Origin of the sequence: Endozoicomonas sp. SCSIO W0465 (assembly GCF_023716865.1) — a bacterium.
GTDB lineage: Bacteria > Pseudomonadota > Gammaproteobacteria > Pseudomonadales > Endozoicomonadaceae > Endozoicomonas.
On record NZ_CP092417.1, the window covers coordinates 4,678,534 to 4,695,108 of the forward strand.

The 16,575-nt window shown below is 48.4% G+C and carries 10 protein-coding genes and 1 pseudogene; 6 read left to right on the forward strand and 5 right to left on the reverse strand.

From position 1 onward, the window contains the following. Nucleotides 1-178: 178 nt before the first annotated feature. The 3 genes from MJO57_RS20930 to MJO57_RS20940 form a co-directional block, all read right to left on the reverse strand. Nucleotides 179-7,732 (reverse strand): AAA family ATPase, encoded by a 7,554-nt coding sequence (locus MJO57_RS20930; RefSeq protein WP_252018459.1) that lies wholly within the window; start codon nucleotides 7,730-7,732, stop codon nucleotides 179-181. 1,080 nt (nucleotides 7,733-8,812) lie between these two features. Further along, a complete protein-coding gene (locus MJO57_RS20935) occupies nucleotides 8,813-9,391 on the reverse strand; it encodes a recombinase family protein (RefSeq protein WP_252018460.1) in 579 nt (192 codons plus the stop codon). Between the two features lie 422 nt (nucleotides 9,392-9,813). Beyond that, nucleotides 9,814-10,785 carry a replication initiation factor domain-containing protein gene (locus MJO57_RS20940; protein ID WP_252018461.1) on the reverse strand — a complete coding sequence of 324 codons (972 nt, stop codon included), beginning with the start codon at nucleotides 10,783-10,785 and terminating at the stop codon, nucleotides 9,814-9,816. 94 nt (nucleotides 10,786-10,879) lie between these two features. Here MJO57_RS20940 and MJO57_RS20945 point away from each other — a divergent pair. From MJO57_RS20945 to MJO57_RS20965, 5 genes and pseudogenes are all read left to right on the forward strand, one after another. Continuing rightward, nucleotides 10,880-12,306, forward strand: a pseudogene (locus tag MJO57_RS20945) (IS4 family transposase). Between the two features lie 14 nt (nucleotides 12,307-12,320). Further along, a complete protein-coding gene (locus MJO57_RS20950; protein WP_252018462.1) occupies nucleotides 12,321-12,758 on the forward strand; it encodes a hypothetical protein in 438 nt (145 codons plus the stop codon). A gap of 7 nt (nucleotides 12,759-12,765) precedes the next feature. Continuing rightward, nucleotides 12,766-12,966, forward strand: coding sequence for a hypothetical protein (locus tag MJO57_RS20955; RefSeq protein ID WP_252018463.1), 201 nt, complete (start codon nucleotides 12,766-12,768; stop codon nucleotides 12,964-12,966). Nucleotides 12,967-13,186: 220 nt separating this feature from the next. Next, nucleotides 13,187-13,684, forward strand: a complete 498-nt coding sequence (locus tag MJO57_RS20960) for a Pycsar system effector family protein (RefSeq protein ID WP_252018464.1) — start codon at nucleotides 13,187-13,189, stop codon at nucleotides 13,682-13,684. A 6-nt stretch (nucleotides 13,685-13,690) separates the two neighbouring features. Continuing rightward, a complete protein-coding gene (locus MJO57_RS20965) occupies nucleotides 13,691-14,014 on the forward strand; it encodes a hypothetical protein (protein ID WP_252018466.1) in 324 nt (107 codons plus the stop codon). Here MJO57_RS20965 and MJO57_RS20970 read toward each other — a convergent pair. After that, nucleotides 14,000-15,040, reverse strand: a complete 1,041-nt coding sequence (locus tag MJO57_RS20970; protein WP_252017335.1) for an IS1595 family transposase — start codon at nucleotides 15,038-15,040, stop codon at nucleotides 14,000-14,002. The two genes, MJO57_RS20965 and MJO57_RS20970, sit on opposite strands and share 15 nt — an antisense overlap. A gap of 158 nt (nucleotides 15,041-15,198) precedes the next feature. Here MJO57_RS20970 and MJO57_RS20975 point away from each other — a divergent pair, with 158 nt between their 5' ends. Next, on the forward strand, nucleotides 15,199-15,543 hold the full coding sequence (locus tag MJO57_RS20975; RefSeq protein WP_252018468.1) for a hypothetical protein: 345 nt from the start codon (nucleotides 15,199-15,201) through the stop codon (nucleotides 15,541-15,543). Here the strand turns inward: MJO57_RS20975 and MJO57_RS20980 are convergent. Then, on the reverse strand, nucleotides 15,504-16,538 hold the full coding sequence (locus tag MJO57_RS20980; protein ID WP_252026884.1) for a transposase: 1,035 nt from the start codon (nucleotides 16,536-16,538) through the stop codon (nucleotides 15,504-15,506). The two genes, MJO57_RS20975 and MJO57_RS20980, sit on opposite strands and share 40 nt — an antisense overlap. Nucleotides 16,539-16,575: the final 37 nt, after the last annotated feature.

The following is a 16,575-nucleotide window of genomic DNA, read 5'->3' on the forward strand; positions in this document are numbered from 1 at the left end:
AGTTCCTTTATTAATGTGACCTGAAGTTTTTACGAAAGTTCCAATTGGAGTCAGCAGTTGGGGAACTGCATCTACTGCAAATTCCGCTAATCCACTATTTTCAAATTATTAACATTAACAGAGAGGTTCATGGGCAACGGTGGTTAAACAATGGCACCTTTGGCCTGTTGAGGAGTTATCACGTATCCAGTGAGTCATAAATCGAACTCAAATCCACACTATTCACAAACTCTTCAGCAATTTTTGTCAGCTCATCGGATTTGAGCACCAGAGCATTACTGGCGTTGTGTACCTGCCGCAAGTAAGTATCATTGACAGAATTCTGAAAAAAGACGTCACTTTTGATTTGAGCCATCATGGCATACAGCTCTTCTGGTGAGGATGGAGAATGAGCACCATAGTTATTTTCCTTATCATTAACAGCAAATCGGAAGCGAGCATCACCCCAGCAATACGTTAAACGGCCACCATTCGAATGTGTCATTCCATAGAGGTAATGACTGAAGGCCTGCTGAATTGCTTGCTGGTATTTATCGTCTAATTCACGGAAAATTGCAGTTTCGCTTATTGGGACAATAAGGGAGTCCAGAACTGGTTGGTATCGACTAATGATATCCTGGCGTTCTTTCTCATACTCATATTTCTCAAACGCAGTTTGATCTACTCGTTCCAGTTGACTAGTGCTTGACTGCTCTTCAAAAACACTCTGATATTTAGCTTTAGAAGCTTTTTGATCATAAAGATTCTCCAATGCTATCAACTCACCGTTGCATTGTTCTAGCATTTTTTCGTAACATTTCCTATACGCTTTAGAACCTTTTTGATCATAGCGCTTCTGCAATGCTCTCAGCTCACCGTTGCGTTGTTCTACCATTTCGTCACATTTATTCTGTTTTTCTGCTAGCTCCTTTAATGCTGAATTGTTCTCAATTTTTTGTTGAAGCAGGGCTTTGGCCTTTTCACGAACATCTGTTCTGTACCAAAAAGGGTGCCCCACGATAAGCACCGGACGCTGGTTAGCCTTGCCCGAGGAAAACCGGGAAAATGCGGGATCATGCACCAACAGTCGTTCGATGTCTGGCACACCCTCAGGTTCATTAGTCCATATGGATTGTAAAGAGGTGCTGGCAATTTTTGTTTCAAGGAAGGGTGAAATCCCACCACAACAGTGGGTTACGACAAAGGGATCGCTCTGATTCTGTTGATAGTTTTTATAAGCACGCTGCCATATCTGGCTATTTTTTTCTATGGAAAATAGTTCCTGATACCAATTTTTCAGGCAACAGCCAGCCTTAGTCTTCAGACCATCGACACCCTCAAGGCACACCAATACCAGCAACAGGTGAAGATGCATACTGGTAGTCGGGCTATCGCCGGTTGGCTGCGGATCTAACCAACCCGATTCCAAGGCTTCATGGGCAAAATGAATAACCGAAGGGCGTGCTAAATTACTGCCGCTGAGTATATCCACGATTGAACCCAACCAGTCAAGAGAGCTTGCGCCACCATGAACCACCATTTTTGAATGGAGCGCCCTGAGATGTTGGGTCACCTGGTCTTCATCGCTGTTGAACAATATTGTTCTTACAGCATCCGACAATGGTTTATAGGTATTACCACCGTCACCACCCACGTCACCAATCAACGCCTTATCTTCCCGGCTCAATGTCGCTTTTGCCTCGAGTATGGCGACACTTGCAGACAAACCGGCCAGGTTTTTTTTTCTCCAAAGATGCAATACCACCCATTGGGTATCTAAAAACATGTCTGTCGTATACCCTGCATCAACGATTTCATGCAGCAGCTCAAGACTCAGATTATACGCTTTGGCCCGACTCTGATGTTGTTCCAAAGTAGCGTCTTTCAGGAAATCCTTTATCTTCCCTGACTCAGTACTGGAATAACTGCCTCGCTTGCAAGGCTGAAAGACAGGCTTGATTAATGTTTGATGTACCGGAGCGCCTCCAAGGTCCTTTGACTGCCAGCTGATACCGCCATCCTGGGAATACTCTGAATATGTGTGGACTTGATTTGATACCATACGGGCAGGAATTCCGAAATAGCGGCAGAGCGCCACAAATATGGGCGCTATGTGCACACAGCGTCCCTGTCTGCGCCAGAGCAGAAAATGAAAAAAACCGCCATCATCACCATTGTGTTTATACTTTTCTATGCCCTTAAAATCACTGCAATATCTTGCTATTGCTGTAATACGATCATCCAGAGTCTCTGCCCGCTGAATGAGACGAATCTGCTCCTTTTGATTCTCCGGCATAGTGGATGCTTCAAAGCCGTCAAAAAACCTGGTTAATTGTAATTTCATGGGTCCGGAAACAGTGCCATCTGGCCTTGCATCGCCCGCTTGTTGAAACAGGTCCAACGCTTCGACCGATGATTTTACACTTCTCTTTTCTACAACAAAATCAATGGAAATCTGCTGGTGATCAATAGTATCGGAAAAATACACCGCGTGAAGGCCGGTGTAACGGTCTTTGCTCAACTGAAAATCCATGGATGGTGTTATTCGCAAAGCAGGGATCGTTTCATCAGGGTTCAGGCCCGGGAGGAGGTAATACTTATTCTCATGCACATCGAGGTGATCAATCCGTCCAAGACACTGTCCTTCGTCCAGGACGAGTTCTCCTTCTGGTAGTATGGAGGGAAACACCGTTTCAAGACCATACTCCCCGTGTTCCAGAACACGAAATAAAATATTACCCTGACTATCCACGTCCATATCATCGACACGCAAGCGATACATACAGGGAGCAGTATCATCATTAAAATACTTTCTGCATTCTTTCCGGGGTTTCTCTTGCTGCTGATAATCGGTGTCAAAATCCAGCTTATAGACAGTTGACTTGGAACGGTCATAAGGAGCCGCGTAAAAAATCCGGGACAATTTACTCCAAAAAGCAGGCCACAGAAAAACATCGCTGGAATCCCATGTACTTAATTGCTTGTCAGCCTCCTTCAGATGCGGTTGGTTAGCCTGCATTTTCAGCGTTTGTTCCTGTTGATTGGTCAGCGCAAAAACCGTATTGGCGTCCACTCCGGTCTGTCCAAACTCTTGATTGAACCAATGACGCTGCCAGTGTCGATAAAGCCCCTGGATCAGCACATCACTGGAATCCGGCATGAGGGGAAGTCCCGATGCCTGCCACCGGGCCTGAGCCACCATCCTGATCATTTCCGTTCGCGCTTCTGCTTGACTCAGATGCGCTTTAACATCAATCACATGGCGTTTTTCATTGAGACAGTTGACATCATTGCGACGTATCAACCAGGGGCGGTCAATGGCAGAAACGGTTCGGTTGAGCCAATCGCACAATGTATGATCAACCACGCTTTTGCCCATCGACGTAGCCGGTAATTCCGGCAGTTCGTCCAGGGATGTTTTGGCCGCCATCAGATACAGCTGATAGTGATGATGGATGCATTGACGCACCCCATGCCCGGTAAAATCCCCACCGTTAATGACGGCCCTGGCCACATTTTGCAGGTCAAGACTGGTGGGCTGCAACGGCCGTTTTTGCCGTTGTAAACAACACCGCAATCGACAGTGCCAGTGTGTCAACTGTTCAGCCACGGACTTGCCCTGAGGCGTTTGTGGCAATACTTTTGCCACAATGGTCTGCAGTTCAGCCGGATTATATTGCCGGATAGGCACATGCCTGAAACGCCCTTTCAACGCCGGTGACAGTGGCTTTCGGCCGCTGTACTCAGGGGGATTGGTGGTGGCAAACAGGTGGAAGCCGGGATGGGCATCACCGGCCAGAATATCGTTGAGTTCCCCTTCCAGATGCTGGCTATCGATCAGATTCATTTCAGAAATGACCACGATGCCGCCATTGACTTTTGCATGCGCAATGGCTGCGCATAATTGGTCCCAGGAGCAGTCGCAGGCATTCAGGGTAAATATCTCCGGCATGGATTCGCCCCGTTGCTCAGCCTGCTGTTTGACACTGTCAAGCAACAGGTTCAGGGTAACATCCTTGCCCCGCCCGGCCGGGCCTTCAATCAAGGTCGCCTGACGGCCGCCATGTGGCCTGCCGAGATGATGCGCCTGCTGACACCGGCTGACATCCTGCCCAAGCCGACGCACCAGCTCACTGACCGCTGAACCGGAGGTATCAAACTCAGGCCGGGTTTGTGCAGTCACCTGCATAAACGCTCGCTGTATATCCACCAAGGTCTGATTATGAACGCGGTCACTCAAGGTGCTGTCCACCGGGTAACGGGCAGAAAACCACAGTTCCAGTGCCGTCCTGAACGCCTGATTCTCATCCATCACTTCCGCCCCCAGGACATCCCGAAAGCTCTGCAAGACCAGGCCGTTCATTTGCTCCGGGGTGACAGGGCCGTACATACCCGGTAACCCACGGTCCAGATACCAACCCACCCAGCTACAGATATCCGTCAGGTCCCTGGGGGTAAACGCATGCTCCGGCAGACATTCCGGATAATACTGCCAAAGGGCCATCACACTGTCGGTGGCGCGATGCGCAATGTCACCTGCTTGCTGTTCTGGCAAATGCCGTTGTAACTGCCGCAGCAGGGCAGGCTCAACCACCCGGTCCCTGAGAAAAGCCATGTCTAACGGCGGGTAGTAGGCCCCGGGCAGTTTTTCTTTCAGTGCCGGATCTAACTGGCGCCCGGCATAATGATCCGGGTTACCGGTCAGGATCACCCGGTGCCGGGTGCTCACCCTGACCGGGTGACCGTTAACATAGATACAAGGTTCCGGTTCCCATAAACCATTCAGAGAAGCCAACAACCCGGCGTTCGCCAGGTTAGCTTCATCCAGCACCAGGGTGACATACCGTCCGTCTTTGTCGGGCTGAGTATGGGCCCATTCCATCAGTGCCCGATGTTGCTGCGCCATACAACGGTCGCCATCAGCTTGCTCTTGCCATTGCCAGCGTTTCATCAGGGTCTGTTCGCTGTCGGAAGGTCCGAGAGACATCACCGAAGCCCCTCCGGATGCCCCGGCCATCCTGGCGGCAAAATAACTTTTACCGGCCCCTGTCTCCCCCTGCAAAAAAATGACGGGGGAGTCCACAAGCCGGTCATGGAGCCTGGATAAACGACGATGCTCCCGGTCCTTCTGGTTCATCGAACCATAATAAAGATCACGGGCCAGCAACGACCATGGCGGATCAGCGGAACCTTTCCAATCAAGTGATTGAGACAGGCGCTGTGCTATACGTCCAATGCATTCTGTTTCGTGATTTGCTGTTTCCCACGTTCCTGTGCTGATGTCAAAACAGTCAGCGGCCAGGGCATGAATGGCATCACGCCGGGTCCTGAAGGATGACGGGCGTAACTGCCAGCCAGAAGCCAGGGCATCTTCCAGTCGTTTAATCTGACGGCAGGGCCTGAAGGATAACGATTCATCTTGCTCGGGCTCCTGTGGGTCTAACTTCAAGGCACAGATCATGTCTAAAAACTCAACAAAGATCCCGAGGTTAAATGGACGTGGATAGTACAGGTTCAGCTGTTTAAGTTCGGTATCGGCAAATGCCGCCGGGCCAAAGGCTCTGGCCAGTTGCCACACATTCTGCTCAACAAAATCCCGGTCCAGACGCCGGGCACTGTTAATCACAGTGTTAAAACCATGGAGATCTACCCAGGCAGTATCTTCTGCATCCGGCAATAACTGCCAGCAAGCCACCTTCATAAAATCACGCACTGACCGATTCTGCCGGGTGCCATGGGTGAATACGCTATCGATGGCCTTGCGCCAGTGGCAGGGTTGCAGCTGCGGGGCACGATCAACCTGCTGCGCCCGCCGGGCAGCCAGTACCAGGTTGTTCAGCAACCCCTGTGTGATTGCCGGCAGCGGGTTACAAAGGTTGGCAGGTACGGTGGCGAAGGCTGCGCAGAGTTGGTCAAGCACCTGCTCTGGCAACTCAGCCCGGGGAATACCATGATTTACTGCCGTGATATCCCAGATATCCAGCTCAGGACAGGGTTCACCGGCAGCGATCATCGAACGCCACACCGGGGATGGGCTTTGCGCACCCTCAGGCCAGAGCAGTGTGACACGGGCTTGTGGGTAAGCCTGTAACTGGCCATGAACCAGCAACGGTTGCCCGCACATCATAGGTTCCAGCAGCTGCTGGAGCCTTGGGCTGCTCTCCAGACCCCGGAATACCACGGGCCTGCCAGCGGTCAGGGCCGCTTGTAAGCCACTTTGACGGCGACCAAAATAGCCATTCTTCTCCGAGGTCATATGGATGTTGTCAAACAGCTGGCTGAAGCTGGTCTGCTCATGGACCTGAATCACCAGGGGGGCTTGCTGCTGGCTGTTTATCCAGTGAGTAGCCTGAGCCTGTTGCTGGTAAGTGACCGCACTAAAGAGGGTATGATCGCCACACTTATCCGCCTGGTGAAGGTTAATGGGCAGAAGCTGCTCCTCATTTTCTTCTACCAACCGGAGAGCCTTCGGCTGTTGCCTGGTACAGGCAACCTGAAGGCAGGGCTCTACACCTGTGGTTTGGCGGATAGTCTGAAGTGCACCCAGCAAACGGAACCATAACGCCTCACTGAGGGGAGACGTCACCGTCACCACATCACCGGCCTGAATCCGTTCCAACAGACGGGTGTTCGGTACGGCATAGCCTTCCCGGGCGATGGCAATGGGGTTCAACCATTCGGTAATATTGCCTTGGTTAATGATTAACGGGTTGCCTGGCGGGTTACGGAAAAGCCCCTTCTCACGCTTCTCCTCCCCCTGAGTCACGGTCCGGAACAGCGAGTAAAGCTCATCATCCCCTAACGGCATCTGGTAAAACTGAACATCGTCCGGCAAATGACAGAGAATCCCGTTGCTCTCGTAGTGCTTGTGCGCCAGCAGCTGGCGCATCGTCTGTTCAAATGCCAGATCCTGCCAGTTGGCGCCTTTGAGAATCACCCGTTGCCCGGCCTGCAACTGCTCAAGCTTGCCCGGAATATGCTGGATTCGCCCCTGCTGATCCACTCCGGGGCCACCGAACAGCAGCTGTCGCCAGCTGCCGTGCAAATGACAGTCAATAACGACAATACTATCGTCATCGGAAGCGTCATCGGAAGCACCCATAGCATCGGGGAATTCAGCCAGTACCGGAGGTACATCGACCAGAGGTACATCGCCGCTCTCCATGGATTGGCCATTACCGGCCAGTGAGTCAAACTGCCAGGTATTCCCCGGTCGATTAATGCGCCGCCAGAAATCAGCGCCCGGTGCTTCGTCACTCTTGCCAACGGCTGCCAACTGTTCAGGGTCTGCCACCACCAGCAGAGCAATATGGCCCCCCAGGGGGCGTTTCTTCTGGCTCACCCGGTCATACAGACACGGGTTGTCCGGGTCCAGCAAATCATTAAACCTGGGCAGTTCCTCACTGGTGAGGGTGCGGATATCAATAACGAGGGTCAATGGCCGGTCAGCGACAAACAGCTTGCCCGGTTGCAAAGAATGACAGCCATCGCCGGAAATGCTCAACCGGCTCACCAGATTGGCCTGTAACAGGTCATCGGGATGGGAAATAATCACCACATCCCGATTTTCATCGTGGGTCCGTGCTGATAAAAGCGATCGAACCTGGTTATCATTGGTAACAAAACGAAAATCAAAGGAGCGGGTGGGCTTTGACTGTAATGAACCCGTCGAGCATACGGTCCTTTTTTTGCCAGACACCGGAACCTGAGATGAAGGTAAATCCACTTTAACGATTTCAGCGCCGATAGCCACTGGCTTTGGCTGATGATCTGGCCGTATCTTTTTTTCCGACGGGTTAAATAAAGATTTAGCTGAGTCTCCGCCAATCTGAACGTCCATAATTCACTCCAATTTCCTATCAATACTGAAACCCTGAGCCGAAGTTCCTTTATTAATGTGACCTGAAGTTTTTACGAAAGTTCCATTTGGATAGGCATCCATAACCATGAAGACGCTTGATTTTTTCGGTGCTTTTTCACGTCCTTCTGAAATGCCAAAATATGGTTGGCTTACCAGTAAAAAATAAACTCTTGGAGCAGCCTGCCCAGAAAGCTTCGATCATTAATCGATGATTTTCTTAACGAGCTGGACTGGTCAGATATTGCCGCACGTTTCGCCGTTATATGCGGAGCAGTGGAACTGCTATTTGAAGTCAGGTGGGAGAAGCCTCATGAAAATTGTCGTGTACAGTGACCTTTGCGGTATCGCATAGACAACCAAGGTGATGTAACACCACCATCTACAGCCCACGGTTTGCAGGGGGTTTAGAGAATATGGAGGTATCGAAAATGAGGATTGGTGGTATCGATTTTTTAAGTCTTGAAAATACCCCCATCCGTACCCCAAAATTTTAAGGATACCGGCGGTTTTCAGCAAACGGCCACGGAAGTACAGATAGGCTGTAAGCCAGTAAAATCAAGGGGTTGTGGACTTTAAAGGAAGGTGACGGTAAGGTTTCGGTAAACTCATTGGTGGCGCTCGCAAACCCTTGGGAATCAAGGAATGTTATTTTTAGTACGACATAACCATATCGCTACAACCCTTGAAAAATGGGAACTCTATATGGGTTCACCGAAACCTTACAGGTGAGGGAAAGGCTTCTGGTCCGTGAGAGGATTTGAATACACCTCTCAAGCCACTGCTACCAGAGGCTTTCAGAAATCCAGAAAAAACGATACCCCCACTGATACCCCTATGTTTTTTGATAGCTGCCGACTATATAAAACAAAAAATCTATAAAAATATGTCATCATGATATTTCTATTTACCCCCACTTTTTTCGATCAAAGGGGCTGATGGTTTGAAGGTTAACAGTGGATTTGAATAGGCTGCTTATGCAGCCTTTTGCAATCGCTTTACTGTGGCTACAGATATTCCCAGCTTCTCGGCTGTCTGTGCAATGGATAGCCCTTGGTTCTGCCTGCAATCCTTTACCGCTTCTATTTTCTCTGCGTCTGCTTTTGGCCTGCCAAGCTTTTTCCCTTCTGCCTTGGCTCTGGTTAAACCTTCCTTTGTTCTCTCCCGGATACGGTTTCTTTCAAACTCTGCAACGGCTGCCATAACTTGCACTTGCAGCTTTCCGGCTGGGGAAGTCAGGTCAATTGCTCCAAGATCAAGACTGATAAGGCTTATCCCTTTATCACTGAGTTGGTGCAAAGTCTCCATAACATCAATCATGTCTCTACCAAGGCGGTCTAACTTCAGGATAACCAGTGTATCGCCTGACTCCATCTTGTGTTCTATGAGTTGTTGGAAGCCTTGTCTTTGCATGGCTTGGCAACTACCACTGATAGTTTCAGAGATAACCCTATTTTCTGGTACTTGGAAACCAGCAGTCTCAATAGCGATCTTCTGGTTCTCTACAGTTTGTTCAAGCGTAGATACACGGCAATAGGCGAATGTACGACCCATTTATAAAATCCTTGGCTCATTTAATGTTGGCTCATTATATTTAACTGGCTCGCAATGTAAACCCTATTTTTATGAGCCATATATTAAGGGGTTATAAGTAGGCTCGTAAAACGGTTGTTTTTGAGCCAAGGTACTATCTATTGTTACACGGTAACGGCTGGCTTTATGTTGCCCGGTATCTAATGGTAAAGTATGGTGGTCGTTTCGGCTCCATTGCCCCGGTTGTTACATTGATAGCAGGGTTCCGGGTGTCAATGAGAAGGCCACCGCGAAGCGTCTTCATCCGAAACGACCAAGACACCAGTCAACATTGCCCGTCTAAAAACCTGCACTATGCTCATAAGTAGCCCGCCCTTTCAGTTATCCCGAAACGTTGTCTGCGTGTCTCAAAGTACGGCTCTGTGTCAGGGTGAGGGCTTCTATTACGGGCAGGCAGTCACCACCCCATTAAGCACCATGTATTGATCTTTCATCCTGCCCGGTACGCCATCACGAATAATCCCGTTAACAATCTCTTCTGCGGTCTGCCCCATAGTCACCATCACATTAATGAGTTTTCCATACTGTTTTTTTAAATGTCGCTTGGCTGACTGGTAGAGCAAGGCGAACTCACTAATGGATCGGGTGGCGATCCGTTGGGCTGTGGTCTTGGCTTCTCCCTGTTTTGCCATCACATCATTGAGCAAACTGTGGGTATACAGGTACGCCCCGGCAAAATACGCATCAGGATTGATCAGAATATCCAGCGGGATAAATCGCCCCCGGTTCCTGAATTGCACTTCAGCCCGACACCATAGACTATTGGAGTGTTTATCTATCTGCTCTCCTTTACGGTAGACCCGTAGCATCTTGGCACTGTGTTTAGAGCCAACGATAAAGCCGGTCATTATCTCGGTTTTACAGTTGGAATGGCTTTCTACCGTTTCCGGTCTACGACCACGGCCGCCTGCGGTGAATTGACAGGGTTCTGACTTATACAGGTCATAAGCGCCGACAGGAGTAAACTCTCCTTGAAAGCCATCCAGCGCCACATCGACCCGACTCAACCGGCCTTTCATCAATTCCAGATAAGCATGCAGCCGGTAAGCGGCTCCCGGTTGCTGAAACAGATATTGGCAACCAACCCCTGACAGTGAGATACACAGCCCGCCATTGCCCCCATAGGCAATGAATGAGCCTGACAGGTATTCTCCCCGCTGTGTGCATAATGGCACATGATAGCGGTACATATTCCGGCACTCGCTACGGAAGGCGGCGAGCTTCATTCCCAGCACTGTATCGGCAATGTGTTTAATGTGCGCTTCATAGCCAGGCTTCAGTTCTTCCGGGCGAAACTTGCTTTCAATATGGTCAATACCCCGGAACACGGAATAGGCGGGTATAGAGCACGTCACAAAGTCGAGGACGGTCTTATTTACCCCCCTGTTAGCTGTCTCTTGATCACAAATAGCTACCTTGTTCTATCATTTCTCACTGATAAAACAGGTCATGCTTCCACTTTCTCCTAAACCATGGTCAGAACTAACTTTTGGATGTGCTGATTTGGGCGATACTCGACGTACAAAACGACTTGTCAAAGTTGCTGCCGAGCTTTCAGCTCATACCGGTAATTCTTTGTCATCTTCATGCGAAGGTTATACCGCACTGGTAACTGGAGCTTACCGGCTGATTGAGAATGAGGCCGTAAAGCCTGAAGCAATAGCTGAGGCAGGCTTTCAGGCAACTGCCAAAATAGCGAGACAGTCTCGCCTACTTCTGGCTCTCGAAGATACAACAACCCTGGGTTATAAACATGCTGTCAGATCCGAGCTTGGTGATCTTGGAGGTCCTGAAGGCTCTAAAACCAGAGGATTCCACGTCCACTCTGTCTTCTTGGTTGATGCGGATACAGAGCGAAGCATTGGGCTTATTGATCAAGAACGATGGGTTAGAGAGGACGTTCAGCGGGGGAAAAAGAACCAACGTCGTCAGCTACCTTACGAGGGAAAGGAAAGCTTTAAGTGGCAAAGAGCCTCTGAAAACACAGAACAAAGGATGGGGGGTAAAATGCCTGACATCATCAGTGTTTGCGACCGGGAGGCGGATATATACGAATATATGCACTACAAACTGGATAACCGACAGCGGTTTGTTGTAAGAGCTACACAAAACAGAATCCTGGTGGATGGCGAACTCTTATTATTTGATTCCTTAGCTCAGACTGAAGTGTTGGGGAAATATACGATAGTGGTTCCTCAAAAAGGAGGTAGAAAGAAGCGAAAGGCAACGCTGCAGGTCAAAAGAAAGAAGATGACAATACAGGCGCCGCAAAGGCCAGGCGGCAGGCCGGAACCGGTAACTATGAATATTGTGTCGGCTGAAGAGATTGGCAATGACTCCGAAGACCGTTTGCACTGGGTACTATTGACAACTGAAGATATTGAAACATTCGAAGACTGTCGCTCTATCATTCGATTTACGAGCTCCGATGGCGAATAGAAGAGTTCCATAAGGCTTGGAAATCGGGAGCAGGAGTAGAAAGGCTTCGTCTGCAATCTCCGGATAACATTGAACGACTTGCGGTCATATTAATGTTTGTCGCTGTCAGACTAATGCAAATCCGTGAAGCATTAATGTTACCGAATGACAGGCAGCACAAAGACAGAAAGCTTTGGAGTGAAAAAACACTCGCGAATGAGGTGGTCAGTGATGATGAATGGCAGGTTCTCTGGCTAACCTATGAAAAAAAAGCGTTGCCCGATAAGCCGCCAACAGTCACTTGGCTGCTTCAAACGATTGCTCGGCTTGGTGGTTGGGGTGATTCAAAGCATACAGGGCAGCCCGGCTGGTTAGTGGTATGGGAAGGCTGGGCGAAATTGCAGGATCGGGTAAAAACCTGGCAGATAGCCCGGCAGTTCAGCGCTGGAGAGATGTGATCAAGAGTCAGGGTATGCAGGGGGGGAAGGGGTTGGGAGTAGTGGTAGTTCAGGCGGAGGCATTTTTTGTCACAAGTCAGTATTCCTCAGCACAATATTTTTCTGTTGTAGTCATGGCATGTCGTTTTTTTATAGTCTGGCACTTCCAACCAAGGAGTAACGTTGTGAGAGTTAGAAATATTAATGGCACCAGCGATCATGATTGTCGCTGTGGAAGCTGGTTGAAACATTGGGAACTGTTCAGCAAAGAAAAGGCATCACTATGTGTTGAGGAATCATGCACTAATGAAGCAACTGTTGGTGCACATGTTCAGAAAATTTCTTCCTATGACAATGACTGGTACATCATTCCGTTGTGCAAGCATCATAACAATCTCAGGGGAGAAGAAATTGAGCTTTATGGCTCTCCTACCTTGGTATCAGCCAATGTCAGCGAAACCTGCGGGGGCTGATTGAACTATGCCAGAAATTACTGTTGGTGAGCTAATTAAGCAGCTGCAACTCTTCAACCCTAAGGATCCGATATGTTTTGGTGAGGATGGTTATTTCACATTCTATCGAACCAAGGATCGCGGTGGTGTTGTTCAGATAGAGTTCAGGGAGACAAGAGATGTTGACTTTCAGCTCATAGACCCCCCCCCTGAACGTTTGAAAAAATAACCTCTGCCCTTCTCAGCCGGCCTATTGTCCGGCTGCCTCTACTTTCTTCACAACCGCTGTCGGAACAGAAAGCCTGTATTTTCTCATTTTGACCGGTTCACATTCGTCGTCCAGAGATTCATATGAATCTGAGAGTATGGGATCACGGTATGTAACGAGTGAAAACTTTTAATCTAACGAATAGAATAAACATCCAAAAACTTATAGTGAAAAGTAGTCAATGGACAACACAGCTCAACGGATAGAAGACCGACTCTGGAAGACCTATGGGATGGTCAATGAATGGATTCGTTATTCGGATACCAAGGCCTACACACTTCTTGCCGTTCAAGGGGTCTTTATTGGCCTGCTGTACAAAGCCTTTGATGGCTCTATTGACACCTCTGGACTCACCAAAGCACTGGCTATTTCAGGCTTGCTGTTGAATGTTATTTCACTGTTTTTTGCGTTCATCTGCATTAACCCAAGGCTAAACGTTACTGGCACACCATCGCCTGTCTACTTTGGTGCCATCGCTAATTTTGCCACTGCAGACTCTTACCAGAGCCACTTCAACAACAGTTTTGTGACACCTGAGACTGTCGAAAAAGAGCTGTCCAGACAGATCTATATCAACTCAAAAATCGCAGACAGAAAGTATAAAAATGTCACCTACTCCATGCGCGGCTTCGTATCCTCGCTGGTTCCATGGATTTTGTTCACTCTCACTCTGGTATAAACGGATATGAAAGCCAGTCACTCAGAATTCAAATATCTGGACAGTGTTGATCGGATCAAAGAGATCCTGAACTCTTCTGACAACAATTTTGAAGAAAAGGGCTCTATTCCCTCACGGGACAGCCTGACATATACGAATGGTTTTTACGTTAAGTGCAGTGCTATGTTTGTTGATATCCGAGGCTCAAAAGAGCTTACCGAAAAACATAGAAGACCAACATTAGCCAAGATCTATCGCGCCTATATTTCTGAGCTGGTTGCTGTTATGAAAGGTCACCCAAAAGTCAGCGAGATTAATATTCAAGGTGACTGTGGGCTAAGTTACCGTTAATGGTTGGAAGCACCAATGTTCAGTAATTCTGCTGATCAACCGGCCAACAGTTAATTTTTTTGCTGCCGTCAGTTCTCGCCTCCAGGCCAGATAATGGGGAAGGTAACGAGTTGCAACCCCTTGGAATACGCCGCCAATCCAGCGTTTTAAATGACTGTGATAAGAATTTACAGTCTGGATGTGGTAGATGCCTTCAACAACATGTTGACCTGCTGATGTCACCAGCTCCTTGAAGACAAATCCAAGCTTGTCAGCAAGTTTTTCGTGAGCGAGGTGTGCATCCGCACAGACCGTGGCCTGTATCGATATGCGGCCATTTAAATGCCTGCACAATTCATTAGCACTTTCGTTTTCTAATACACCGTCAACGGTATTTCGATTACGGTCCCGAGCCACCATTACCGGGACTTTTCGGGCTTTGTTGGGATCATTACCCCGCTTTCGGGTTGGCCGTGGAAGGCCTTCTCTTTGCCCTTTGAAGGATTCACGGAAAAATGTTTCATCAAGCTCAGTAATGCCACAAAGCTCTTCTGCTTGATCATTATTAATCACTTCAAGAAAGCGGTGACGCCAGCGGAACGCAGTTTTCAAGTCAATGGCATTCTCAGCAGCAGCTGGTCGCAAGACCATAGAGTGAGTCATACCTGCGAGGTACTTGTTCCATTTTTCAGGGTGCCTGAGCCTTGCCAAAGGCGTTCCACTAAAGGCGTTAAACGTTGAGTCGCAAGTCTTGCAGTGGTAGCGCTGTCGGCCATTTCGTATGCCCCAGCGACCAACGCTATGGCTTTTGCATTTGGGGCACCTGGGGTTTTCGGCAAATTGGGCAAGTATGCTCTTTTCTACGTCAGGTGTTGCATTATCGTTATTGGGTATAGATTCACTGTAAACAGGTTCAGAGTCAGTGGTTTCTACTACCTCGGTAACCTCTATTTGAGTACTAAGGAGCGAGTTGTTAAGAATGTCTCGCTGTTCACTGGTTAATGTTGAAATGGAATCAATAAAATTCTGGAAGAGTTCAGATTGCATATCACTCCCCTACAACGTAGATTTTATGGGAGTTTAGCTGATTCAACCATTAACGGTAACTTAGCCGTGACTGTGTCTGGGGAGTTTTCGATACACCTCAGAAAGATGATATTGATAAACTAATCAGCGCTGCTGCCAGGGTCAGCTCGGTTATAGACGTGATGAATTGGCGTTTCCAAAAGAAGGGCTATGCATCAATAGACGTTGGGATAGGTATTGATTACGGCAGAGCATTGATGATTAAAGCTGGATACAACGGTAGTGGCATTAACGATGTGGTATGGATGGGTGATGTCGTTAATCAAGCATCCGCTCTTTGTTCTAAAGGTAATAAAGACTCAAATAAAGAGATACAAATCTCTCCTGTCATTTATCAAAACCTGAAGAAAGAAAATCAAGACCTATTTTACTCAGTCCTATTCGGAGACCGCTATGAGGGGAATCTGGTTAACGTTACTAGGACTTACGCATTGATGACACCGATAAATTTTGGTAGGAGGTGATCCTTCCCCTTTGCAAAACTCTCAATGAAAGCGCCTATTGTCTCTTTAAACAGCCCCCGTTGGTGCTGATAAATATTCGTAAACTCCTGCTCTATCTGCATTTTCTGGAGATAAACAAAAGCTAAAATTGCAGCAAATATATGGTTTCTGACGGGTCGTTCGCTGCGAACCTGAAAGTGCTCAATATGGCAAACCTGCTTGATCGCCCTGTGAAACTGTTCGATCTGCCAGTGCTGGTCATGGATCTGCTTGAAGTCATTGCGTTCAAAAGGGACTTCCTCTGGCAAGTAAACCACGTAGTGGCGACGCTGGTCTTTTAGCATCGTCCTGAACAACCGGATCTTACCGAAGTCTTTGAGCCATACATCCAGACCATTGTCGGGGATGTCGAGGTGTTGAACCTGCTGCCATTTACCTTTTTCCAGTGATACTGTCCTGTTTTTCTCAACGGCAAACATAAACCCAGTCTGATGGTTTTTAATCGTCTTCAGGTTAGTCGTGCAGCTGTACCAGGAGTCACCGGTAACGAACGCTGGCTTCAGCCCCCATACCAGCACTTCAATCAACATTTCACGGAAGTAGTCGTTTTTTGTCTTGTCTTCCGATTTGTCGTATATCCTGTAATTCACCGGCATATGGCGCCCGGATACGTCGGTGTAATAAAGGGTGATGAGGTTAACTCCCTTAACCACTCGGTGATGTTTACCCGACCAAAAGTGGCCAACCAGTGCCACGGAGTAGCTATAAGGTTTGTCGAGCACGCTGTCATCAACGCTCAGGGTGCCGCCAATAGGGTTTAAACTTTTGACTGCTTCATCGTACATATCTTTGGGCTGATAGTTTTCACGCTTAAGAAAGCGGTTTGCGCTATCGTGAGAAAAGTCGGTAACCTCGGCCAGTCTTGTGCATGTTGATGATTTTGGCTCACTAATCAAAAAGCCAATGTATTTTGCAAGAGTGCATCGTGCAGTGGTCGGTCGAGTGGTAGTTCTCACTTTCATCCCTGAAGACATCTGTTTTTTGGCATTATCA

Bases quoted from the DNA above. Each gene is read 5' to 3' on its own strand.
- MJO57_RS20960 (WP_252018464.1), top strand. From the start codon at position 13,187: ATGGACAACACAGCTCAACGGATAGAAGACCGACTCTGGAAGACCTAT.
- MJO57_RS20955 (WP_252018463.1), top strand. From the start codon at position 12,766: ATGCCAGAAATTACTGTTGGTGAGCTAATTAAGCAGCTGCAACTCTTC.
- MJO57_RS20970 (WP_252017335.1), bottom strand. From the start codon at position 15,040: ATGCAATCTGAACTCTTCCAGAATTTTATTGATTCCATTTCAACATTA.
- MJO57_RS20950 (WP_252018462.1), top strand. From the start codon at position 12,321: ATGCAGGGGGGGAAGGGGTTGGGAGTAGTGGTAGTTCAGGCGGAGGCA.
- MJO57_RS20935 (WP_252018460.1), bottom strand. From the start codon at position 9,391: ATGGGTCGTACATTCGCCTATTGCCGTGTATCTACGCTTGAACAAACT.
- MJO57_RS20965 (WP_252018466.1), top strand. From the start codon at position 13,691: ATGAAAGCCAGTCACTCAGAATTCAAATATCTGGACAGTGTTGATCGG.